This is a genomic window from Mycobacterium sp. TY815 (genome assembly GCF_030755135.1).
Classification (GTDB): domain Bacteria; phylum Actinomycetota; class Actinomycetes; order Mycobacteriales; family Mycobacteriaceae; genus Mycobacterium.
In genome coordinates this window covers 671,783-695,614 of record NZ_JAUFRX010000003.1, presented here as the reverse complement: position 1 = coordinate 695,614, position 23,832 = coordinate 671,783, and the positions used below count along the sequence as shown (strand labels likewise).

The 23,832-nt window shown below is 67.1% G+C and carries 17 protein-coding genes and 1 tRNA gene; 10 read left to right on the top strand and 8 right to left on the bottom strand.

Annotated features, from left to right (window positions below; all coding sequences use genetic code 11):
• Window position 1 precedes the first annotated feature (1 nt).
• Both QXK92_RS28915 and QXK92_RS28910 read left to right on the top strand, forming a co-directional pair.
• A complete protein-coding gene (locus tag QXK92_RS28915) occupies window positions 2–1,993 on the top strand; it encodes an FAD-dependent oxidoreductase (RefSeq protein WP_306247561.1) in 1,992 nt (663 codons plus the stop codon).
• Between the two features lie 15 nt (window positions 1,994–2,008).
• Window positions 2,009–2,425 carry a ketosteroid isomerase family protein gene (locus QXK92_RS28910; protein WP_306247559.1) on the top strand — a complete coding sequence of 139 codons (417 nt, stop codon included), beginning with the start codon at window positions 2,009–2,011 and terminating at the stop codon, window positions 2,423–2,425.
• Window positions 2,426–2,438: 13 nt separating this feature from the next.
• Here QXK92_RS28910 and QXK92_RS28905 read toward each other — a convergent pair whose 3' ends face one another.
• Both QXK92_RS28905 and QXK92_RS28900 read right to left on the bottom strand, forming a co-directional pair.
• Window positions 2,439–3,881: a hypothetical protein gene (locus QXK92_RS28905; protein WP_306247557.1), complete on the bottom strand. Its 1,443-nt coding sequence runs from the start codon at window positions 3,879–3,881 to the stop codon at window positions 2,439–2,441.
• A 100-nt stretch (window positions 3,882–3,981) separates the two neighbouring features.
• A complete protein-coding gene (locus QXK92_RS28900; protein WP_306247555.1) occupies window positions 3,982–4,893 on the bottom strand; it encodes a C1 family peptidase in 912 nt (303 codons plus the stop codon).
• Window positions 4,894–4,934: 41 nt separating this feature from the next.
• Between QXK92_RS28900 and QXK92_RS28895 the strand changes: the two genes are divergently transcribed.
• Window positions 4,935–5,345, top strand: coding sequence for an HIT family protein (locus tag QXK92_RS28895; protein ID WP_306247553.1), 411 nt, complete (start codon window positions 4,935–4,937; stop codon window positions 5,343–5,345).
• 68 nt (window positions 5,346–5,413) lie between these two features.
• Here the strand turns inward: QXK92_RS28895 and QXK92_RS28890 are convergent, their stop codons facing one another.
• Window positions 5,414–6,847 carry a HAMP domain-containing sensor histidine kinase gene (locus QXK92_RS28890; protein ID WP_306247549.1) on the bottom strand — a complete coding sequence of 478 codons (1,434 nt, stop codon included), beginning with the start codon at window positions 6,845–6,847 and terminating at the stop codon, window positions 5,414–5,416.
• Window position 6,848: 1 nt separating this feature from the next.
• On the bottom strand, window positions 6,849–7,577 hold the full coding sequence (gene phoP, locus QXK92_RS28885; RefSeq protein WP_306247547.1) for a two-component system response regulator PhoP: 729 nt from the start codon (window positions 7,575–7,577) through the stop codon (window positions 6,849–6,851).
• Window positions 7,578–7,736: 159 nt separating this feature from the next.
• Here phoP and QXK92_RS28880 point away from each other — a divergent pair, with 159 nt between their 5' ends.
• From QXK92_RS28880 to QXK92_RS28850, 7 genes are all read left to right on the top strand, one after another.
• On the top strand, window positions 7,737–8,459 hold the full coding sequence (locus QXK92_RS28880) for a hypothetical protein (protein WP_306247545.1): 723 nt from the start codon (window positions 7,737–7,739) through the stop codon (window positions 8,457–8,459).
• Between the two features lie 27 nt (window positions 8,460–8,486).
• Window positions 8,487–8,561: transfer RNA gene (locus tag QXK92_RS28875), tRNA-Thr, on the top strand.
• An 81-nt stretch (window positions 8,562–8,642) separates the two neighbouring features.
• Window positions 8,643–9,881 carry a cation:proton antiporter gene (locus QXK92_RS28870; protein ID WP_306247543.1) on the top strand — a complete coding sequence of 413 codons (1,239 nt, stop codon included), beginning with the start codon at window positions 8,643–8,645 and terminating at the stop codon, window positions 9,879–9,881.
• Window positions 9,882–9,972: 91 nt separating this feature from the next.
• Window positions 9,973–13,152, top strand: a complete 3,180-nt coding sequence (locus QXK92_RS28865; protein WP_306247540.1) for an adenylate/guanylate cyclase domain-containing protein — start codon at window positions 9,973–9,975, stop codon at window positions 13,150–13,152.
• A gap of 120 nt (window positions 13,153–13,272) precedes the next feature.
• The gene (locus QXK92_RS28860; RefSeq protein WP_306247539.1) at window positions 13,273–15,282 is read left to right on the top strand and encodes a PE domain-containing protein; all 2,010 of its coding nucleotides are present in this window, start codon (window positions 13,273–13,275) and stop codon (window positions 15,280–15,282) included.
• Between the two features lie 108 nt (window positions 15,283–15,390).
• The gene (locus QXK92_RS28855; protein WP_306247537.1) at window positions 15,391–16,140 is read left to right on the top strand and encodes an ABC transporter ATP-binding protein; all 750 of its coding nucleotides are present in this window, start codon (window positions 15,391–15,393) and stop codon (window positions 16,138–16,140) included.
• Window positions 16,140–18,698 (top strand): ABC transporter permease, encoded by a 2,559-nt coding sequence (locus QXK92_RS28850; protein ID WP_306247534.1) that lies wholly within the window; start codon window positions 16,140–16,142, stop codon window positions 18,696–18,698. The genes QXK92_RS28855 and QXK92_RS28850 overlap by 1 nt, the downstream gene beginning before the upstream one ends.
• A gap of 14 nt (window positions 18,699–18,712) precedes the next feature.
• Here QXK92_RS28850 and QXK92_RS28845 read toward each other — a convergent pair whose 3' ends face one another.
• The 4 genes from QXK92_RS28845 to QXK92_RS28830 form a co-directional block, all read right to left on the bottom strand.
• Window positions 18,713–19,939, bottom strand: a complete 1,227-nt coding sequence (locus QXK92_RS28845; protein WP_306248006.1) for an acyltransferase — start codon at window positions 19,937–19,939, stop codon at window positions 18,713–18,715.
• A 99-nt stretch (window positions 19,940–20,038) separates the two neighbouring features.
• Window positions 20,039–21,433, bottom strand: a complete 1,395-nt coding sequence (locus QXK92_RS28840; protein ID WP_371934609.1) for a cytochrome P450 — start codon at window positions 21,431–21,433, stop codon at window positions 20,039–20,041.
• 300 nt (window positions 21,434–21,733) lie between these two features.
• Window positions 21,734–22,975 carry an HNH endonuclease signature motif containing protein gene (locus QXK92_RS28835; protein WP_306247530.1) on the bottom strand — a complete coding sequence of 414 codons (1,242 nt, stop codon included), beginning with the start codon at window positions 22,973–22,975 and terminating at the stop codon, window positions 21,734–21,736.
• 105 nt (window positions 22,976–23,080) lie between these two features.
• Entirely contained in the window at window positions 23,081–23,734 is a 654-nt protein-coding gene (locus QXK92_RS28830; protein ID WP_306247528.1) for a TetR/AcrR family transcriptional regulator, read from the bottom strand.
• Between the last annotated feature and the right edge of the window lie 98 nt (window positions 23,735–23,832).

Here is a 23,832-nt window from a genome sequence, read left to right as displayed (position 1 = left end):
AGTGACCGGCTTTCCGCACCTGTTGGCGCCGGGGCGAATCGGCGCCATGGCGGTGCGCAACCGGATCGTCATGTCTCCGATGGAGACGATGTACGGCACCCCGGACGGATTGCCGTCCCAGCGCACCCGTGACTACTTCGCCGCCCGTGCCAACGGCGGCGTCGGTCTGATCACGCTGGGCGCTACCGGAGTTGACGCGCAGCATCCCGAGACTCCGGGCGGACTGCACCTGGGCACCGACGCCGCGGTGGCGGCGCACCGGGCGCTCGTCGACGACGTGCACGAACACGGCGCCAAGATCCAGCCGCAAATCGTGCACGCCGGGCCCGACGGGCTGGGGCCGGAGATGTTCGGGGCGACGTCGCTGGGGCCGTCGGTGATCCCGTCCTACCTGACCGGCCGTCCGTCGGTGGAGATCAGCAACGCCCAGCTGACCGAGGTGCTCGACCTGTTCAAAGCCGCCGCGCGCCGGACCGTCGAGGCGGGCTACGACGGAATCGAACTGCACGCCGCGCACGGGTATATGTTGCTGGGTTCCTTCCTTGCGCCCCAACGCAATCGGCGCACCGACTGCTACAGCGGCCACACCGCACACGGCAGACTGCGCGTAGTGCTGGACACGCTGGCGGCCATCCGCTCCGAAATCGGCGACGCGCTGCCGATCACCTTGCGCATCTCTGGATACGAGCGCGTCGCCGGCGGGCGGCCCATCTACGAAACCGCGCGGATGGCCCCCGAACTCGTCGCCGCCGGAGTCGATGCGTTCCATGTCAGCGGCGGCGTGATCGACCGACTGGTCACCGGGATGGTCAACGGCGCCGACGACGGTGACGAGGTGAACGTCGGCGCGGCCAGCGCGGTCAAGCAGGTGGTCGACGTGCCGGTGATCGCCGTCGGCCGCATCCACGACCCCGTCCGGGCCGAACGGATCCTCGCCGACGGCCGCGCCGACTTCATCGCCATGGGCCGTCCGTTGCTCGCCGATCCCGACCTGCCGCGCAAGCTTGCCGCTGGACAGGCGAGCCGGGTGCGCAGGTGCATCTCCTGTGAAAACTGCATCGACGCAATGGAACAGCGCTTCTCGGTCGACTGCGCCGTCAATCCCCGCACGGGCCGGGAACGCGCACTGGCAGCGCCCCTCGTTGCCCGCGCCAAACGGGTGGCGGTGATCGGTGGCGGGCCGGCAGGGCTGGAGGCGGCGCGGGTCGCCTCCGAACGCGGGCACCGTGTCACACTTTTCGAGCGAGGCCGGCAATTGGGCGGCGCGCTGCGCTGGGCGAGCATGCTGCATTCCGAGAATCGGCCGTTCTTACGGTATCTGCGGCAGGAGATCGATCGCAGCACGACGGAAGTGCATCTCGGACATGTCGTTTCGGCCCAAGACGTACTGGCTGCGGCGCCGGATGCCGTAGTGGTGGCCACCGGGGGCCGGGTCGCGGTGCCGGCGATACCGGGCGCCCACCTGCCGCACGTGCACACCGGACCCGGTCTGCGGAAGATGCTGGAGGACAGGCGGTTTGTGCGCCCGGGCGCGGTGCGGATGGCCAGCCGCGCCTGGATGCCGTTCGGCCGCCGGGTTACCGTCATCGGCGGCGATCTGGTGGCGCTGGAACTGGCCGAATTCCTCGCGGCGCGTGGCCGACTCGTCTCGATCCTCGAGGGCGGCAAGGACATCGCCCCCGAGATCGGGAACAAGCGCAAGACCGAACACACCGACCGACTGGACCGGCTGGGCGTCACCGTGCACGTCCGCGCCGAGGTCGAGCGGATCACCTCCGGCGCGGTGGTGTTCACCCCGGCCGGTGGCGTCCGCCGCGAACTGGCCGCCGACAGCGTCGTCATCGCGGGCACCGTCGAGCCCGATACAGGCCTGTTCGACACCCTGGTCGACGCGCTGCCCGGCACCCCGATTCACGCCGCCGGCGACTGCACCGGCTTGGGCCTGATCCGCAAAGCCACCGAAGACGGCGCCCGCGCCGCGTGTGCAATCTAGAGAAGGAGAACCGCAATGACTCAGACCGCCCAATCCCCGGCACTGACCGCGTCGCAATCATCGTGGCGCTGCGTGCAAGCCCATGACCGCGAAGGATGGCTGGCGCTGATGGCCGACGACGTGGTCGTCGAGGACCCGATCGGCAAGTCCGTCACCAACCCCGACGGAACCGGCGTGAAAGGCAAGGAAGGGGTGGCCACCTTCTACGACACCAACATCGCCGCCAACCAGCTGACGATCACCTGCGAAGAGACCTTCCCGTCCAGCTCACCCAACGAGGTCGCCCATATCCTGGTGCTGCACAGCAGGTTCGAGGGCGGGTTCACCAGCGAGGTTCGCGGCGTGTTCACCTATCGCGTCAACGACGAGGGACTGATCAACAGCATGCGCGGGTACTGGAACCTGGAGATGATGAAGTTCGGGCAGGAGTAACCCCGGCCGCGCGCTAGCCGATGCGACCGATTCCGGTGATGTTGCCCTGCATGATCTTTCCACCCATCAGCACCATGCACGCCGTCTGAATTGGGTCGGTGAGCAGGGTGGCCGATTTGGGTTGCTGGTGCATCAACCGGCCGGTGGTCGGGTCGATCACCGAATAGGCGAAGACGTCCACCGGGGTGGTCTGGTCGAGCCCGATGCGGGTGATGGTGTAGATCAGTCCGTCGCCGGTGGACAGGTGCGGCAGCGCGGCGCTGCGAACCTTGCTCTCCCACACCGTATGACAGCCTGGGCCCGGACTGTCCATGTCCACGCGGGTCATCCCGCCGACGAACGGCGCCGTCGGCGGCACCGCCGGACCCGCTCCCGGCGGCACCGCCGGATAGGGATAGCCGTACGTGCTGGCGATGAACATCGAGTTGCCCGCCCCGATGGGCGAGTTCTCACTGCCCGGTCCGCCCTGCGTCAACACGGTCTGCTGGCAGAGCACGTTGCCGGTGCCTGACTGGTAGACCATCGCGTGCACCTGCGGCTCGGCGTTGTCGACGATCGTCACGTAGTCGGCGCCGGTAGGTCCGAAATATGTTGGCGTGGAACCGGTTCCCCAGCTCAACTGCCCCGGCTTGCGGGCTGGGCCGCGGTCGTAGTTCTGACTCCACATGACCTGCGGGTTGCCGCCGCCGTTGAGGTTGATCTCGTAGATCGCGAACGTCGTGGCGACCGCGATGCGGTTCAGGGGCGACGCCGAGATGCTGTTGGCCACTTGCTGCCCGGCAGGGAGCTGCAAACTCGCAACGCCCCCAGCGGCTTTCGCGACCCCGACCACTCCGCCCGCGGTGGCGAACCAGACGTTGCCCTGATAGTCCGGGACCACACCGACCGAGCTGTCGCCCGGGGGTATGACGCTGGACAGGTCTGTCGACTGGGTGACGACCAACTGCCAGCGGCCCCGCTCGTTCTTCACATGCGCGATGCGCAGCAGGTGGTTGACGCCGTCGATCAGCACCATCTGGTTGTTGTTGTCCAGATACGCGTAGACGCCGCCGAGCAGGCCGCCTTTGGTGATGTCCAGGCTGGCCAATGGGATGATTTGCGGGAGAATGCCGTTGGGATCAATGAGGTGCAGCACTGGGGCTTGTTGGGTGATGGTGGTGCACAGTGCCAGCACCAAGCCGTCAGTGCCCTGGGTGATGGTCGGACAGGCGGCCAGCAGCGGGAAAGCGAAGACGGGAACCAGGCGTGCGCCGGGGCCGGGGAGCGGTCCGGCGTCGGCCGATCCGGCGTCGTTGTGCATCGACGCCAGGCCGTTGGGCGCCATGTACGGGTTGGGCGGCCCGAGTGGACCGTACGCGTCGGCGGCCCGGGCCGGGGTGAGTGCGGGAACGAGCGACACCGCGCATGCGGTGAGCACTGCCACCGGAATCGCCAGCAGCGCTTTGGGAAAACGCACCAAGGTCGCCTCCCGTGAATTGGGTCATGTGGGATTCTGGCGATCGTTGAGAACGACACGGCAACGGTGCGTTAACGATTCGGCCGCACCGGCTCGCGGCCTACGCCGGGTCCGGTAGATACACCCCGGTCCCCTGGGCCGTCTTCGCCAGGGTCTCATAGGACATCCACATGAATCCCCGCTCGCCCCAGCGCTTTCCGAAGCTGTTCTGAATCCGCACCGCGCCGGTGTTGTCGTCGTAGCCGGTGATGACCATGACGTGCCCGGCCTTGCGGCCAGAGGCGTTGATCATCCACTGACCGTTGCCGACGTACGGCGACGGGGTGCCGCGATAGTGCGGGAAGTCGCTGTAGAGATTGATGCCGAAGGCGACGGGGTTGCCTCCGGCGATGACGCTCTTCAGATTGTTCATGCCGTCTGCGCCGGTGATTCTGATCAGTTTGTGCCCGGGGATACCGAATAGCGGGTCCGGGGCGATGGTGCGCGGACCATAGTCGGCCCAGTTGGCTTCACACGATGTGGTGGATGTGCGCCGGCCGATGTTGGGTGCTGCCGCCAGCGACGGCGTGCCGCCGTTGGCCTGTAACCAGTTCAGGCACTTGACCATTTGGCCGCCTTTACAGGTGTTTTCGGTGAGCTTGTTGGCCAGCTGGTACCGGATGTAGGCGTAGTCGGGCCCGGCCCGGCGCGCCGGGGTGCTGGGCGGGGTGTTGGTTGTGCGGGCGGCATGGAAGGTGGCCAGGCCGTACACGGTGGCCCACACAAAACAATTCGGCATCGTCTGCCGGCCCACCGGCGGCAACCAGTCCGTGTTCACCGACGACTTGGCCGGAAGGGCTCCGGCAGGCTTGGGCCCCTCGGGGGTTCCGGGCTCGGTGACGTCGGAGTCGTAGCCGTAGGAGGTCAGCTCGTAGGGCTCGTCGTCATCAGACCCGCAGGCCGGCAGCGCGGCGCTCAGCGCGCCGGCGCCGGCGAGCGCCAGCAGGGTGCGTCGCGCGATCCGTACCTGCACGCGGATGACCCTATTGCCCATGGCGCACATATGCTGACGTAATGGCGTCGATCTTCACCAAGATCATCAACCGTGAAATCCCCGGCCGCTTCGTTTACGAGGACGACGACGTCGTCGCGTTTCTGACGATCGAGCCGATGACGCAGGGGCACACTCTGGTGGTGCCGCGCGCGGAGATCGATCAGTGGCAGAACGTGGACCCGCCGGTTTTCGCCCGCGTCATGGAGGTGAGCCAGCTGATCGGCAAGGCCGTGACGAAAGCCTTCGCGGCGGACCGCGCGGGTGTGATCATCGCCGGACTGGAGGTGCCGCACTTGCACGTCCACGTTTTCCCCGCGCGCAACCTCAGCGACTTCGGCTTCGCTCACGTCGACCGCAGTCCGTCGCCGGAGTCGCTGGACGAGGCACAGGCCAAGATCAAGGCGGCATTGGCCGAGTTGTCTTCGCGCTGAGCCTGCGTCCACGGCGCGGTGGCGCGGCGTGTCGTCTCCCTCAGCGCAGGCTCAACGCAGCAGCCCTGCTAGCCAACCGGCGCGGGCACGTCGCTGACCCGGGGCAGTGCCACGCGGAAGCAGCACCCCTCCCCCGGTGCCGTCGTCACGCTGACGGTGCCGCCGTGCGCCTTCACCAACGAGTCGACGATCGACAGCCCCAGTCCAGTGCCGCCGCTGGCCCGGGCCCGCGACGAATCGGTGCGGTAGAAGCGTTCGAAGATCCGGTCCGCGTCCTCCTGGGCCATGCCGGGTCCCTTGTCGGCAATCTCGAGCACCGCGTCGCCGCCGGCGGTGCCGACCCGGATGGTGACGTCAGCGGTCACCGGCGTGTGCTGGATCGCGTTCGCGATGAGGTTGCTCAGCACCTGGCGAAGTCGCGGCTCGTCGCCCAGCACCTCCGGGGTACCGGGGCCGTCGAATACCTCCATGGTGATGGTGCGCTTGGGGTCGATGGCGCGCCCGTCGTGCACGGCGTCGCTGGCCAGCGCCAACAGGTCCACCCGGTGGTGTTCCAGCGGCCGCTGCACATCCAGGCGTGCCAGCAGCAGCAGATCGTCGACCAGCAATCCCATCCGGCTGGCCTCGCTCTCGATCCGGGAGAGCAGCATCGCGACATCACGTGCGGCGCCCTGGCGGTACAACTCGGCGAACCCGCGGATGGTGGTCAACGGGGTGCGCAGTTCGTGGCTGGCGTCGGTGATGAACCGCCGCATCCGTTCCTCGGAATCGCGAGCGGTTTCCGCCGACGCTTCCGAGGCCGCGACGGCCTGCTGGATCTGCGACAGCATTCCGTTGAGCGCCAGGGACAGACGGCCCACTTCGGTGCGCGGGTCGCGCTCGGTGACGCGCCGGTCGAGCTGTCCCCCGGCGATCGCCGCGGCCGTCTGCTCGACTTCGGTGAGCGGCCGCAGACTGCGATGCACCACTACGAAGCTGGCAATGCCGACCACCACCAGCACCGCCGTGCCGATGCCCGCCTGCAACCACACCAGCGCGCGGACCGTGTGGTCGACGTCGGACAGGTCGATGGCCACCGTCGTGATCCCGCCCTGCGGCCCGCGCACCGTCACCGCGCGCCACTGGATGTCGGAGTCGCTGACGGAGGGCAGCGTCGTCGGGTTCGGGCCCACGTCATTGTTGGCGGGCAGCGCGGGCTCGGCGTTGCGGTCGTTGATCGCGGTCATGGGGTGGCCATCAGGGCTGATCGCCCGTACGTAGAACTTCGACGGCGGCCGGGCCGGGTCGAAACCCTGCCCGTTGGAGGTGGTGTGCTTCCACGGCGCCTGCGCCCAGGTGCGGGTGGCGTCCATCAGGGTCGAGTCGATGCGGCTGACCAGGCTGTGGCGCAGTATTGACGTCACCGCCACCCCCGAGGCCAGCAGCCCGCACAAAACCAGCACCAGGGTTGCTGCCACCAGACCTACCCGTAAGGGCACGCCGCGGCGGTACCGGCCGGTCATCTCAACGCGGTTCGCGCAGCACGTAGCCCACCCCACGCAGGGTATGCAGTAGCCGCTTCTCCCCCGTGTCGATCTTGCGGCGCAGATACGACACATAGGACTCCACCACGTTCACGTCGCCGCCGAAGTCGTAGCGCCAGACATGGTCGAGAATCTTCGGCTTGCTCAGCACGGTGCCGGCGTTGATGACGAAGTAACGCAGCAGCGTGAACTCGGTGGGCGACAGGGACACCGGCTGGCCGGCTTTCCAGACTTCGTGAGTCTCTTCGTCGAGTTCGATGTCGGCGAACGTGAGCCGGGCATTGCGAGGTTCGTTGCTGGTGCCCTTGCCGGCGCGCCGCAGGATGACCCGCAGGCGGGCCACCACCTCCTCGAGACTGAACGGCTTCGTCACGTAGTCGTCGCCACCGAGGGTCAGACCGGCGATCTTGTCCTGCAGCGAGTCACGGGCCGTCAAGAACAGCGCGGGGGCGTCGATGCCGTCGGCGCGCAGCCGTCGCAGCACTCCGAATCCGTCCATTCCGGGCATCATCACGTCCAGAATCACCGCGTCGGGCTTGCCTTCGCGGGCCCGGTCCAGGGCCTGGGCGCCGTTGGTCGCGGTGATGACCTCGAATCCCTGAAATTTCAGGCTCACTGAGAGCAGTTCGACGATGTTGGCCTCGTCGTCGACGACGAGGATGCGAGCCTCTGGTTTCGTGTTCTCGCCGCCGGGGTGTCCCAATGTCACGTCAGTCTCCCAACCCGAACTTGAGTACTAGCTGCAAAGTCATTGAAAACTTCCTGAAAGGTCGGTGCAAGTAATCTGCTAGCAGTCTGCCAGGAGTTTCAATGAAGGCAGGACAGCGCGCGTTGTTGTCCGGTGCTGCGTCGCGAATAGACTCGGAGAATGAACCTCAGCAAAACGCTGGTGGCGCTGGCCATCGCACCCGCGCGCACCGGTCTCGCGGCCGCGGAGGCGAGCCTGAACTTCGCCGGCGCGGCGGTGGGCCTGGCCAAGCAGGCATTGGGTGACACCAGCGGCCCGAGCGGTTCCAATGCGATGGCCAACATGCTGGGCATCGACGATGCACTGGCCCGGGCCAACCGGCTGGCGCGCCTACTCGACGACGACATGCCGCTGGGGCGCGCGGTGGCTCCCAACGGTCCGATGGACCGGATGCTGCGCCCGGGCGGCGTGGTCGATCTCCTCACCGCAGAGGGCGGGCTGATCGACCGCCTGACCGCCGAGGGCGGCGGCCTGCAGCGCGCGCTGCAACCCGGAGGTCTGGCCGACCAACTGCTGGCGGCCGACGGCATGATCGAGCGGGTGCTGGCCGAGGACGGGCTGGCCGACAAGCTGCTGTCCGAGGGCGGTCTGGTCGACAAGCTCACCGCCAAGAACGGCCCGCTGGAGCAGCTGGCCGATGTGGCCGACACGCTGGCACGCCTCGCCCCCGGTATGGAGGCACTGGAACCCGCGATCGCCACCCTGCAGGATGCCGTCATCTCGCTGACCATGGTGGTCAACCCGCTGTCCAGCATCGCCGACCGCATCCCGCTGCCGGGGCGGCGGCCACGGCCTTCGTCACGGCCGGTGCGTTCGCAACGCATCGTCGACGGCGAGCCGTGACCAGTTAGGCTGGCACCGGTTTTACCGGCCTCCTTAGCTCAGTGGTAGAGCACTCGCCTTGTAAGCGAGCGGTCGTCAGTTCAATCCTGACAGGGGGCTCCAAATTTCTGCGCGTGCCCACCCCCGCGTCGTCGCGGTCCGTGTCGACTCGTCGCCGAGTCAGATCTGACAGAGGTGTAGCCGGTGAATACCCAAACCGCCTTTCTTCTCACGATCTCAGTGCTGTGCTACGCGGTCGTCTCCGGACTCGTCCGGCGCTGGTATGTGGCTCCCGCGCTGATCTTCACAACACTCGGGATCGCGCTGGGTCCCTTCGGCTTCGACCTGATCGAGGACGAGGCCAGCACCGGGGTGTTCACCACCCTCGCGCAGTTGGCGCTGACGGTGATTCTCTTCAACCAGGCTTCGGTGCTCGACCCGCGGGCGCTGCTGCGCCGGGGAGGCTTGACGCTGCGCCTGCTGGTGGTGGGAGTGCCGATTGCGATCGCCCTCGGGACCCTGGTCGCGGTTCTGCTCCTGCCGGTCCTGAACTTTTGGGAAGCGGTGTGTCTGGCCGTGATCGTGGTGCCCACCGAAGCGGCACTGATCGATGCCGTCCTGGAGGATCGGCGCATACCTGAGGACGTGCGGCACGCCCTGGCGGCAGAAAGCGGCTTCAACGACGGCATCGCGTTGGCGGCCCTGCTCGGCGCCCTGGCCCTGGCATCCGACCGGGCCCATCACGCGCCGGAACATTGGGCGTGGTTCGCTTTCCGCACCGAGATCGTCTCGGCAGCTGTCGGCGTCGGCATCGGGTTGATCGGTGCGACGGTGATCTCCCGATCACGGGAGCACGGGTGGATGAGTGACACGTGGGCCCAGTTGGCCACGCTGTCACTGGCGCTGATCTGCTACGGCGTTGGCGAGCGCCTGCACGCCAGTGGCTTCGTCACGGCATTCGCCGGTGGTCTGGCCTATGCGATGGTGTGGTCCAAAGCCGGCGATAGCAACAGAACCACCCAGGTCTCGGACGCGGCCGGCGAGCTCCTCGAACTCCTCGTCTTCGCCCTCTTCGGCGGGTTCGCGCTGATACCCGTGTGGCGTGAGGTCGACTGGCGACTGGTGCTGTTCGCCGTCGTGGCGGTGATTGTGGTGCGAGTGATCGCCGTCGCGACTGCCATGCTCGGCAGCCGCCTGAAAGTGCGGAACACGTTGTTCATGGGGCTGTTCGGGCCGCGCGGAATCGGAACGCTGGTCCTGGGGCTGATCGTGATCGAGCGCGGAGAGATTCAGCAAGGTGCCGTCATCACTCAGGCGGTCGTGGTGGCCGTGACGATAAGCCTTGTCCTGCACAGCCTCACGGCACCGCTGACCGTTCTGCTGGGCTACCCCTCAGGTGGTCAGGTCAGGAAAGCCCACCGGAAGCGGACGAAATCGCGGTAGCGCGCCGTCAAAAGAATGTTTGCTGCAGGCGTTGACGTCGGCGAAGATAAATCCGGATAGCACCGGGTTATCTCGTCGGGGGTGACGCCACGTGAACGATAGGGACGGGCCCGCACTGATCGACGCGCTGCTGGATCGCGCGGTGGCGGCACTCGGCAGCGGTGACCACGCCGCGGCGACGGCGTTGGCCGGGCAGGTGCTGGCCGCCGACGAAGGCAATGCCGACGCCGAGGAACTGCTTGCCGCACCGTCTCGTGGGGGCGAGATCCGGCGGCTGACAATCCTTTTCGCCGACCTGGTGGATTCCACCGCCTTATCGACCCGGATCGAGCCAGAGACGTACCGCTTGGTTGTCGGCCGGTATCGCGAACAGGTGCTGGACATCGTGAACCGCTTCGGGGGCCACATCGGCTCGACTGCGGGTGATGGTTTGCTGGCCGTGTTCGGCCACCCGGTCGCACACGAGGATGATGTGCGGCGCGCCGTACTCGCCGGCCTGGAGATCACCCGTGCGGTACCAAGGCTGAGCGCGAAAGCGAAGGCGCGCTTCGGGTTTGAGATCAGCGTGCGGGTCGGTGTGCACCGCGGTGTGGTCTATCTGGACACCACCGCGGCTGACGTGTACGGGCTGGGCGCCAACCTGGCGGCGAGGGTGTGCAGCCTGGCGCCGCCGGGTGCGGTCGTCATCTCCGAACCGGTGGCCCGCCTGGTGCACGACGCGTTCGACCTGGAGGCCCGGCCCGCCGCGCCGGTCAAAGGTGTCGAAGGCTTGATCGACCATCACCGGGTCGTCGGCGAACGGTCCCGGCCGGCCCGGGCGGCCACCGGCCCGCTCGTCGGCAGGGACCGCGAATGGCAGCACCTGCAGAACAGCTGGGGCCTGGCGCAAACCGGCCGGCTGAGCGCACCGGTGGTGTTCTGCGGTGAGCCCGGCATCGGGAAGAGCAGGCTGGCAGCGGCCGCCCAGGAGCTGGTCGGAGGACAATCCGGGAACACGGTGGTCGAGCTGATCGGCTCACCCTTCCACGCCGATGCCGGCCTGTATCCGGTGCGTGCCCTGATCGAACGGCATTGCGGCATCGGCCGTCTCACCGGTCCGGCCGAGCGCCTCACCCTGCTGAAGGCCGAATTGGCCAGGCTCGGAATGGATTCCGTTCGCCTCGTTCCCCTGCTGGCACCGGTGCTGGGCGTCGACGCGCAGCACGGGTATCAGGCCGCTGCCGACGAAGGCAGCGAACTTTACGAACTGATCGCCGAGGCGGTGCGGGACTACCTGCTGGCCTGCCTGCAGGGCGCGCCGGGGTTGGTGATCGCGGAGGACGCGCACTGGTTCGATGCCACCAGCCTCGAGGTGCTCGGCAGCCTGCTCGACGGAGGAGGCGTTCTGCTCGTCGTCACGGGACGAGACAAGGGCTGGTTGCCGGACAGCTGGCGGGCGACGGTGTTCGATCTGGAACCCCTGACGGAGCGGGAGTCCGATGAGCTGATCGTCGCACTGAATCCGGGGCTGACGCCGCAGGAGCGCGCCACTGTCCAATCCCGTTGTGACGGTGTGCCTTTCTACATCGAGCAGGTGGTATCCGGCATCACCGAGGTCGGCGTGCCCGAAGCGCTCTACGAACCGTTGTTCGCCCGGCTGCGGGCAAGTGCCGAGGTGGTGCCGGTCGTCGAAGCGGCAGCCGTCATCGGTCGCTACATCGACACCGGCCTGCTGACAGCCGTCGCCGAGGTGGACCCCGAGGATCTCCGGCGCGCCCTCGACGAGTTGGCGGACGCGCAGGTCCTGGAACGGTGGAACACCGACGGGTGGCGTTTCCGCCATGAGCTGTTGCGCGAGGTCGCGATCGAGTTGGCACCCCCCAGCGTCCGCCGGACGCTGCACGCCCGAGTGGGCGACGCCCTGTGCAGCGTCGGCGGTGAGCCGGACTGGGGCCTGGTCGCCGGCCATTACCGGCAGGCCGACCGCTTCGACGACGCCGCCTCCGCCTACCAGCAGGCCTCGGCAGCTGCGCGGCGCCGCGGCGCCCTGACCGAGGCGCGCGCCCATCTGAGCCAGGCGTTGGCGCAGCTGGACCAGTGTCCGCCCAGCCCGGACCGGGACCGCCGCGAGATCGCTTTCCGGTTGGGGCGGGGTTTCCTCACCGGAAGCGCGGTCAGTCCGTCGAGTCCCGTGGTGGCTCCGGACCTGGAGCGGTGCCTCGAACTGATCGGAGCCGACGTGCCCGTCAGCAACCAGGGGAAGACGTCGACCGCGGAGGAGTTGTTCTCCACGCTGGGCGTGTTGACCGGCTACTACACGGGGCGCGCGGATCTCAGCCGCGCGACGAAGGCACTCGAACTGCTCCGCGCCGCCCTGGATCAGTGGCAGCCGGGATCGTGGCCGCGCACCGATGCCTGGGCCGGCGTCCTGGCGTTCTTGCGGGGCGAATTCTCTTATGCACGTGAGAAATTGGAGCTGGCGACCGACCCCGGCCCGGCCGCCAATCGGCGCACTGAGACCGTGGGCTACCTGCCGATAGACCCGATCGTGGCGGCGCGCATCCATCTGGCTCTGGTCCGGCTGGTCCAGGGCAGCCTGCCCGCGGCCGAGGCGGAGTTGGCGCGCGCCGCGCAATCGGTTGAGGGCATGGGTTTCCCGCAGGGCCCCTACAGCCTGGCGTACCTGCGGTTCGTGGAGATCTGGGTGCACATCGAGACCGGTCAGTTCGATCGCGCAGCGGCACTGGCCGTCGAATTGATCGAAGACGCCCAGCGGCACGGCTTCAATCAATGGCGGCTGCGTGGCACGATTCAGCGGGCCGTCGCGGAAGCCCTGGCAGCGACCGGCGGACCATCGGCCGCGGTCGATGAACGCATCACCGATATCGCCGCGCTGGTCGACGAATTGCGCTCGGCCGATCTCAACGTCTATCTCACGTTCTTCGAGGGTGCGCTCGCCCGGGTGATGATCGCCGGCGGACACCGGGACGCCACACGGCTCGACGCCGCTCTTGCGATGGCCCGCGAGACCGGCATGTCTTTCTATGATTGCGAACTGCTCAGGCTTCGATCGCAGCTTCAGCCGGACCCCGAGGCGCAGCGCGCCGACCTTGAAAGTGCCCTGCAGCTGGCCCGCCGCCAGGGCGCGAACCTGTTCGAATTACGTTGTGCACTAGGCTATTTCGAACTGGTCGGACCGACCGCGGGCCTTGCTCTCGTGGAGGCGATGAGCCGCATCCCGGCAGACAGCGGCCTCGCCGAAGCGGCCCAAGCAGCCGCCGCGCTGGGCTGATCGCGAAGGCTCAGAGAGCCAGCGAGAGTGCGAAATTCGGCCCTGGCTCGGCGGTGATGCTGTGGCAAGATGCTCGTGTCGCCACCGACTCTGATCACTCACCGAGCGGAGAGAAGTCGCATGTCTTTTGTCATCGCAGGGGTTGAGGAGATCGCGACGGCGGTCGCCGACGTGTCGGGCATCGAAGCTGCCGTCACCCGGGCCAACTCCGCTGCGGCGGTGCCGACCACGGAGTTGTTGGCCGCCGCCGAGGACGAGGTATCGGCGGCCATCGCAAAATGGTTCGCCGACTACGGGTCGGCATATCTGTCGGTCAGCGGCCAGGTGGCACAGGCACAGACCCGGTTCGCGCAGTTGCTGAGCGCCGCCCAGACCTCCTACGCCACCACCGAGGCTGCGATCACGGCGTCATTGCGCGTCGCGACCGCGGAGGCGGCCGGTCCGGCGGTGATCGACGACATCCTGGCTGCGGTCAACGCGCCGACGAACTTCCTGTTGGGCCGCCCGTTGATCGGGGACGGAGCTGACGGCTTGCCGGGCACCGGGCAAGCCGGTGCGCCCGGCGGGATTCTGTGGGGCAACGGCGGCGCGGGTGGATCGGGTGCGGTGGGCCAGCGGGGCGGTAGCGGCGGCAGTGCCGGGTTGATCGGCAACGGGGGGGTGGGCGGCGAGGGCGGTATCGGCGGGGGCGCCGGCGGCACCGGCGGTACCGGCGGTTGGTTGCTGGGCAACGGCGGCGCCGGCGGTGTCGGAGGAATTGGCCTGGGGCCCATCACCGCCGGAAGCGGTGGGCTGGGTGGGCGGGCGCTGTCCTTCTTCGGCGCGCCCGGGGCCGCCGGCAGCGGCGGAGATCATCCGGCTGTTCTGCAGGTGTCGCAGCAACAAGCGCTCGCTCTGCTCACGACGGCGCCCGACATGAATTTCCTGCTGATCGGCACCGACGGCACGAATCTGGCCGCCATCCTGGCCGACCCGGCCGGCACCCCGAACTTCCACGCGTTGATGCAACAGAGCGTCACCTCCGCGTCCACGATCGTCGGGCACACCACCATCTCCAACCCGTCGTGGACGACCATCCAGACCGGCGTCTGGATGGAGACAGCCGGCGTGAGCAACAACGTCTTCACCCCGTGGACGTACGACACCTGGCCGACCGTGTACAACCAACTCGAGGCCACCTGGGGCGACCTGGTCAACACCACGGTGATCGCCAACGGCGAGGGCACCACAAGCGGCATCAACACCCGAATCGCCGGTGCCGGTGCGTTCCCCGCCGACCACATCGAGTTCGTCCCGCAGATCCCCGGCGACACGGACTGGATAGCGACGCAGAACCTGGTCGGCCAGAAGGCCCAGGCCGCGATCCTGGCCGCCGACCCGAGCAAGGGCAATCTGATCTTCGCGTCCTTCGCCGGTGTAGACAACAACGCGCATCAGTACGGCGGCGACTCACCGCAGTACGCGGCGGCCCTCCGGAACCTGGACTACAACCTGGGTAAGCAGTCCATCGGCGGCGGTGGCCTGTTGGGTGCGGTCGCGCAATGGGAGCAGGACTACGGCGAGCAATGGTCCACGCTGGTGGTCACCGATCACGGCGAGATAGGACCGGACCAGTTCGGCCGCGGTCACGGCTTCCAATCCCCGCGTGAGACAGCGACATTCCTGATCTTCGACCAGGCCGGCAACGATCTGCGCGACGGGTGGATCAACAATTCCTGGCAGACCGTCAGCACGACGCCGACGATCCTGCAGCAGTTCAATATGGCGCCGCCGTCGTACATGCAGGGGGCACCGCTGACGTCGGGGGTCTTCGACAACACCTACGTCGATCCCGGCAACAACCTCTTCAGCGTCCTCAATGCCACATTCGCCGCGCAGGGTTACCCCGACCCCGTGACGAACTACGTATTGGACTCGCGCACGGTTGCGGCCACGATCCCCTATCTGGTCTACGGGCCCATCCAGAACATCGTCGACGCGGTGCCCGAACTGTTGAAGGTCCCCGTCTCCTGGATCGGTGCGGGCGTCTATCAGGCGCTGAACATTCCCACGCAGATCTGGTGCCGGTTCACCGGAGTGACCGGGAACCAGATCATTCCGCCGGTGCTCAACCCCTTCCTTGGCGGGTAGAGCAGCCGAAGAAACCGGCGCGATTGCAGTAGTGCACTACTCAGACGGTCGTAACTGACCGGGACGACGATCAGGCGGTCACATCCCGAACGGGAAGGCCTGATTCAGATGATCTCTGATGCGATCCGCGACCAGCGCAGTGATCACAGCGGTGCCGCCACGGAGCCGGTACTGCAGCTCACAAGCGTCCACAAGACCTACTCGCGGGGCGATGAGCAGGTGCAGGTGCTCGTCGACTTCGACTTCACGCTGCGCGGGAGCGAATTCGTGGTGGTGACCGGGCCGTCGGGGGCAGGCAAATCGACCCTGCTGCACATCGCCGGCGGGTTGGACGCACCAGACGGCGGGACGGTCGCGGTGGCCGGCCGAGACGTCTGGTCAATGAGTGCCGGCGCGCGCGCCGCGTTCCGGCGGCGCAACCTCGGTTTCGTGTTCCAGTTCTTCAACCTGGTGCCGATGTTGACCGCAACCGAGAATGTCTCGTTGCCACTGGTTCTGGACGGTGTACCGGCCCGATCGGCCGACGCACGCGCACAGCAGCTGCTGGCGCGGGTCGGCCTCGGCGACCGCGCGCGGCACCGGCCGGGCGAGTTGTCCGGCGGTCAGATGCAGAGGGTGGCCGTGGCCCGCGCACTGGCGGCCCGGCCCGCCATCGTTCTTGCCGACGAACCGACCGGCAATCTGGACAGCCAGTCCTCCAATGAGGTGCTGGATCTGCTGCGCTCGCTGGCTGACGAAGACGGCGCGGCGGTCGTGATGGTCACGCATGACCAGGCGGCCGCGAGCTACGGCTCGCGGCAACTGCACCTCGTCGACGGGCGTTCCCGTGCAGCCGGCGCGCCCGCCGGGGAGCGATGATGCGAGGGCTGCGTGCCGGATGGGTGTCCTTCCGGCGTATCCACCTCGCAGCCCTGATCGCCGACTGGCGCCGCACCCTGCTCAGCGTGATCGGCGTCGCGCTCGGCGTGACAGTGGTGCTCGGAGTTCTGGTACTCAAAGCCGAACTCGTCCGCCCGTTCGACTCGTTCGGCCCGTCGCTCGCCCACGCAGCGGACAACGGGGTGATCGAGGTTGCGCCGAAGGTAAGTGGCCAGCTGCCGGTCGAGACGGTCAACCGGTTGCGCGCCGACGTGCCAGGAGCGGCCGCGGTGATCCCGGTCGTCGCCGGTCTGACCCCCGTGGATGTAGCCGGCGGTGCCCACGGCTTCTTCGTGCTCGGCGGCTCGTGCCAGATCGAGCTGCTGGTCGGCTCGTTCGATTGTGAGCGACGCGCCCACGATGCCGAACCTGCCGCGGGACCTGGTGTGCCGCTGCAGGTTCCGGCGGTGATCGCGCAGCGTCACGGCCTGAAACCGGGTGACGAGCTGCACATCCCCGGGCTGCCCCCCGGTGCCGCCCACCTGGGTTGGACGTTTCCGGAGTTCGACCGCGTCAAGGACATCAACGACGGCTACGTGCTGTTGGCTCCTTCCACGGACCTAGCGGCGCGTCTGGTCGGAGCACCCGGGTACGTCACAGCCGCGTTCGTCGTACCCAGACACGGCAGCGAGGTCACCGCCGACGTGGACCGCGCCATAGCCGGCGTCGCGACGGCCGGGCCGCCGCGACCGCAGCTACCGGCGGTGTTCGAGAACGGCAAACAGAGCTTCAACCTCACCGTGCTGGCCGGCATCATCATCGGGGTCCTGATCGCCGTGAACACCATCCTGCTGGCGGTGGAGGACCGGCGCGCGGTGATGGGCACCATCGGCGCTATCGGCGCGAAACCGGCCGGCTTGTTCGGCGGCATGCTCTGTGAAGGCGCCGTGGTGGGACTGCTGGGCGGATTATGTGGCGTGCCAAGCGGTTTCCTGCTCGGAACGTACCTGGTGGAAACTTTCGGACGATCGATGCTGGCGGGCTCCGGTGGCACCATCACGGCGCACTTCACGCCGAACTTGATCGTGATCGGCGCGGCGGCGGGGGTCGTCTGCGGAATGCTCGCGATGGCCGGGCCCGCGACCAAGCTGCTTCGCGAAGGACCACTGGCATCGATGACGACCGTCGGCGGCATACAGCGGGCCCGGACCATCCCGCTCTGGCCGCTGGTTGTCGGGGCGCTTCTGATGACCAGTGCCGTCGTTGTGCTGAAAGTTTTCGAACGCGGCTCGCTGCCACTGAACGTCGGCATCAACGGGATGACCGTAGGGCTGTGCGGACTGGTGTTGGTGACGGTGTGGGTTGCCCCGCGGGCCGCCGGACTCTTGATCCATGCACTCACAGTCGCGCGTCCTGCGATCGGCCGCCTGCTGGGCGCGGACTTTCGTCGCTATACGCTGCTTTTCGCCTGCTCCGCGGCACTACTGGCGGAGGGCACCAGCTTGGCAATCGGGTCACACGCCATGCAATTGCTCGGCACCGACCAGATCGCCGCGGAGAAGGCCGACCGACTGCCTTCGGCTCTGTTGATTTCTGCCCAATCTGTGCTGGATCAGCGGGATGGGCAGCTCTCGGACGACACATTCGAGCTGGTGACCGGCGCCGCCGACGGTCGGAGCGTCTCGACGCGCTGGCGATCAACGATCGCGTCGGGAACGTTGTCGCGCTTGGTCGTCGGGGTCACGCCGGGCGATTGGTACAGCCAGGCACAGTACGAGCCGACCGATGACCGCGACGCATTCTGGGAGGGGCTGCGGGCAGGGGAGGTCGGGCTGAGCGAGATCGCTGCCAGCCGGCTCGGCGTTGCCGCGGGCGACATCGTCGAGTTGCCTACCGTGAAAGGCCCGAAGCACTACCTGGTCGCCGGAACATTCCGGCCACGGATGGTCAATGACGCGGCCTTGGGTGACATCGCGCTGGTGTCCGAAAACCTGGCGCGTGCCGATTGGGCCGCCGTGCGCGATCAGATCGCGGTGGCATATTCCTCGGCGGCCGAGGCCACTTCTCACCGCGGCGACTTCGTCAGCCTCGGCGCCGGCCTGTGGGTGTACGACAACGAGCGCTGGCGTGCGGTGGCCACCAACGGAATCACCCGCTTCCTGGAGCCGTTCACGATCGGGGGGTACGTGGTGATGGCCGCCGCCGGCCTGAGCGTACTGAATGTGTTCGTGTTGGGACTGGTGCAACGCAAACGTGAACGAGCCGCGCTGCGGGCGATCGGGGTGACCACCGGGCAGGAGCAGGCCGTCATCCTCGCCAACGCCGGCCTGCTCGGCTTGCTGGTCGCTGTCGTCGCTGTGCTCGGCGGTGTGGGTCTCACCTACCTGTGGTCGCTGGGTTCACCGGTGTACTACGGCATCAGAATCGAGTGGGGTGTGCTGCAGACGCCGCTACGGACGGGGGTGGCTGCGGTTGCGGTGCTGATGCTGTCCGCCGCGGCGTACCCCGTGATCTATTCGCGCCGACTCGAGACTGTCGAGGTGTTGCGCAGCAGTTGATGCGGGCCGCCGCCTCAGGCGTGAATCGCACGGTGCACGGGCGGGATGTCGTCGCCGACGATCCGGAACCGGTGCAGGTGTTCCTGAATCGCCGGACTCGACAGGGCCTGAAACTCGTTCGGCGGCAATGCCATCTGGAAGACCAGTCCGCGGCCGCCCGCCCCGTCCATCAAGATACCGCCGCCCGCTACCGGTAACTGCATCACCGTCGTGCAGTAGGACGGGAAGGTGTCCTCGAACCGAATGCGATAAACACCGAAGCCACTCACGTTCGAGATAAGCGGATTCCATTGCGCCGGATTGAAGTTGGCGGTTACACAGCGAGCGGCCCGCCATGGGCCGGCATCGTCCAGGAATTGCTGGTTGATCCGCATGTCGCAGTGTTCATCGGCGAACCGGTTCACGTTGTGGCGAATGCGTCTTGCCAGAGAACCGGCAGGCTCGCCACTGCGCAGGTCCAGGTTCAGCGTCGTGACGATGTTGCCGACCAGCATCGGATCGAGGCCACAACGATTCCGCGCGTTTACCACAATCGCCAGAGTGCGACGATCCATCGCGGGCTCCGCCATCATCAGCGCTTCGCAAATCTGCGCGCAGACAACGTCATTGGCAGACAATCGCAGCTCTTCAGCGAAGACGTCGCGCATGCGGGCGATTTCGTCTTCTCCAAAGTAGAGCGTGAGGGTGCGCTGTTTGTGCGCATCCTTGGCCAGGTAGACCGCACTACGCGCGAGTTCCGCCAATCCGAGACAACGCACCCCGGGCTCCCGGGCACCGTCGGCGGGCAGATGCTCGTCCAGGTAGGCGGCGCGGTCTTCGACGATCAACGGTCGACTCAGTGGCTTGTCCGCTGCGGCGGCACTCCACGCGTTCATGAAGTGCATGAACGTCTGCATGTCACCTACTACGTGGTGCCATGAGAAACCGATCGCGGTCGCCTCGTCGGCGAAGTGCGTGACACGTACCTTGCATACCGGGCCCAGACCCCACCGGGCCGTGACGCCGTTTACGGAGTCGATGAGCCATCCCCCGCTGTCCTGGGTCACCGAACGGACCGCCTCAGCAAGCGTGCGGTCCGACGACACAGAGGTGAAGGGCACACCTTGGCTGTTGCACCGGATGTGCATCCTGCCGCGGACGATGGTCATTCGTCCGGCGAAGACCGGCAGTTTCGTGAGCGCTTCCGCGAACGCGTCGGCGAGCGCGCGCGTGTCCAGACGCCGTTCGAAGAAGAAGATCATGTGGGCCGCGAGGTTCGCCACGATGGCGTCACCGACATTGCAGCGAACATCGAACCGTTGCGCCTGAATTGGACGGATCACTTGAGTTGACATCAGAGGCTACTTTCTGCGATTCACGACAATGCGGGCGCCCGATTTCGGAGTGTGGGCGATCCCGCGGAAGTGGGACTTCTCGTCGGGGGCGGCGTCGGTCTGGATCCGGAAATGCCGCAGGACTGTCCGCAGCACGACGTCCATCTCGGTGAGCGCGAAGTCAGCGCCAAGGCACCGCCGCGCTCCACCGCCGAACGCCAGCCAGGCTGATGGCGGCGGTTTGCTTCCATAGAAGCGATAAGGATCGAATTGATCAGGGCACGAATATATTTCGTGGTCCTGATGCAGATCGGCAATTCGCACCAATACCGTGCGGTGTTGCGGAATCCGCCACCCGCCAAGCTCGAAGTACGGCGCGCGTACCCGGCGACCGGCCACATCGAGGACCGTGCGTACCCGCAGCAACTCCAGAATGGCGGCCCGCCGAAGGTCGCTGCCGCCCTCGTCGACCTCCGCGACCAGATCCGCCAGCACGTCAGGGTGCCGGCGCAATCGCTCGAACATCCAGCCCAGCGCTGACGCCGTTGTCTCGTGACCCGCACTGATGAACGTCAGCAGTTCGTCGCAGATGTCACGCCGCGACATCGCGGTGCCGCCGTCACGGCTGGCACGCAGTAATAGGGCCAGGATGTCCGTCCGATCGTCCAGGCATGGGTCCGCCTGGGCCCGGTCGATCATCGTGAACACGATCCGGTCGAATGTCCTGCGGTGCATTCTGCTCCAAGGGCTTTGGCGTCCGGGCCAGAAGCGCGGGGGTGGCACGAACGCGATGAGTTGGCCGAGTCTCATGTAGCGCGGAATGATCCGCCGAAGTTCCGCCATCTCAGGGCGGTCAGTGCCGTCAGTGCCGTCAGGGCCGTCAGGGCCGTCAGTGCCGTCAGGGCCGTCAGTGCCGTGAGTGCCGAAGGCGATTCGCAGGATGACGTTCAGAGTGATCCTGTTCATCGGCTCGAGAATCCGGAATTCCTTGTTCTCCGGCCAGTTCGCGCTTTCCCGCAGCGTCTCGTCCTCGATCAGGCGCTCGTAGTGCTTGAGCTTCGTGCCGTGAAATGCCGGCGCGAGCAGCCGCCGTCGATCGTGATGTCGGTGACCGTCGAGGGCGAATATCGATCCGGGGCCGAAGAGATTGCTCAGGTTCGGCTGGACGTTGACCAACTGCTCGGTGCCGGCTGTGCACACCGACCGCGCCAGGGCCGGGTCCGAAACGATAACGGTATGGCCGAAGAACGGAACGTTGATTCCGAAGACGTTGCCGTACCGTCCGATCCAATTTTTCATCGCTCGTCGGCGAAAGAACGCGAATTCGATGCCTTGCAGGAGTTTGGGCGAGTGTGAATGCGGCGGGTTCGGGCCCCTCGGTCTCAGTGTTTCGCACGCGGTGGCCGCCGTCGGATCGATCATGCGTATCCCTCTGCTCGAGCACCCTGCTCACGCCCTACGAACGAATCGTCGCTCGGCAACGGGGCGGCAACCTCGGTACTGCACTACTGGGATTTGATCCGATTTCGGGCGCGCGATACTCAAGCGGGCTTTGGCGGATTCCGCACTGCCCCAGTTCGGCAAACATCGGACCTGGCTTGCCGACGTTGATGATCCGGATTGCGCTGACGGCAGACACCGTGGGTCGGCAGCAGGCACCTTAGACGAGGATGTCCGCGCCGCAACATGTTTCAGCCTCGACCCGTGGCGGACAGATCGGCTTTAGTTCTCGGTGGGTGGTGGTTGGGGTTGGAAGGGGGTGTACCACTTCCATTGGGCGCGTTCGCCGCTGGGCCCGCGGTAGGGCGGGACATCGGGTGGGGTGGTGGTGGGTGGGCGGGCCAGGGACCCGGGGCGCAGGATGTCGCCGTCGCGGTCGGTCACGGTCAGATGCTCGGCGTCACCGGAGAGGGTGATCTCCCCGCGGTGATGCAACCGGTGGTGATACGGGCAGACCAGGATCAGGTTGATCAGCTCGGTGGGGCCGCCGTTCTCCCAGTGCCGGATGTGATGAGCGTGCAGGCCGCGGGTCGCCCCGCAACCGGGCACCGCGCAACAGCGGTCGCGGTGCTCCAACGCGCGGCGCAACCGCCGGTTGACCGTGCGGGTGCTGCGCCCGGCCCCGATCGGCCGGCCCTCGCGCTCGAACCACACCTCACAGGTGGCATCACAACTCAGGTACTGGCGCTGGCCCTCACTCAACAACGGGCCCAGGTGCAGCGCGCCCGCGGGCTTGTCGACATCGACGTGCACCACCACCGTGGTGTGCGCGGCGTGCGGACGCGCGGCAGCCTCGGCATCCCAACCCGCCTCCACCAGCCGCAAGAACGCATCCAGCGTGTCCGGCATCGGCGGTGCGGACTCCGACTCACCGCGTGCGGCGCGATCACTCTTCCATTCGGCGACCAGGGCCTCCCGATGCGCGCCCAGCGCCGCCTCAAACGTCGCCGCCTCGGTGTGCGGCAACGTGATCCGCCAGCACGTGGACTCCTCGGTGGCGGTCTTGACGATCGCCGGCTGCCGGCGCGGATCAGGCTTAGGCCGCGGCTCACACTTGATCGCGGTCCGCAGCTGATTGACCGAGGCATGCCTAGCCAACTGCTCATAATGGGCATCCGAGCCGTCCCCGGCCCGCGCGGCGATCACCCCCACCTGATCCAGCGACAACCGCCCCTCCCGCAAACCCGCCACACACCGCGGAAACTCCGCCACCCGATGCGCCACCGCCGTCACCGTCTGCGCGTTCGCCGGCGAGCACCCCAGCTTCCACGCCACCACCGCCGCCACCGACCGCGCCCCCGTCATCCCACACAACCCGTCACGATCCAACTCCGCGACGATCTCCACAATCCGCCCATCAATCGCGTTGCGCTGCCCCGCCAACTCCGCCAACTCCTCAAACAACACATCCACACGCTTCACCGCAGGCCTCTGAAAAGAGCCCGCCAAGGCCGTCACCGACATAACCCCATCCTCCCAACGGGGTCTGACAACTTCTGGCTGCCGACAGCTACGGCAGCAAACGATTGCGTCAATAGCCAAGCTAGACAGCCGGATTGGTCACCGCAGCTACGTCATCCGCGCCCGAGCCACCTGCGCGGCACCGTTGCCGGTAATCAGCCAGAGCGTGGCGAGCTGACCGATCAACTCGTCCACCGGCAGATCCACGTCACCGTTGACGAAGGCCAGGATCGCTTCGGCCGTCCCACCGACGATGAATGACGGCGCCACCTTGGCCAGCGGATCCGCTTCCAGCTCGACACCGTGGACCGCGCGACCGTGGCCGATCAGCACGTCGGTCAGCCGGTGCATCACCGTGGTGCGATGAGCCTGAAGTGCGGGTGAGGCAGCGACGCCGCCGAGCAGGATGCGCGCCCGCCGGGGATCATCGACCAGCGCACGGACGGCGGCGGCCACTCCCGCCAGCGCCTGAACCTCCAGCGGCTGCTCGATGACCGCCCCCACGGCCTCCAGGGTGGCCGTTCGTACTTCGTCGGCGATGTCATCGACCACCGCAGCGGCCAGCGAGTCGACGTCATCGAAGCTCTCGTAGAAGTATCGCTTGTTCAAACCGGCTGCGGCACAGAGCTTGTCGACCGTTGCTGTGCGCCACTCGGTGCGCGCCATCGCGTCGAGCGCCGCGTCCAGCAGCCGTCGCCGTCGCTGCCGGCGGCGCTCTGCCGCGGACTGCCCACCGTAGGCCCGCTGAGGTGACTCGGACACCGTCAGATCTTCGCAGGCGTTGACAACACCGGCTAAGTCTGGCACGTTTTCGTACCAGATATTTGGCACTGATTCGTACCAGAATTCGGCAGACCGGA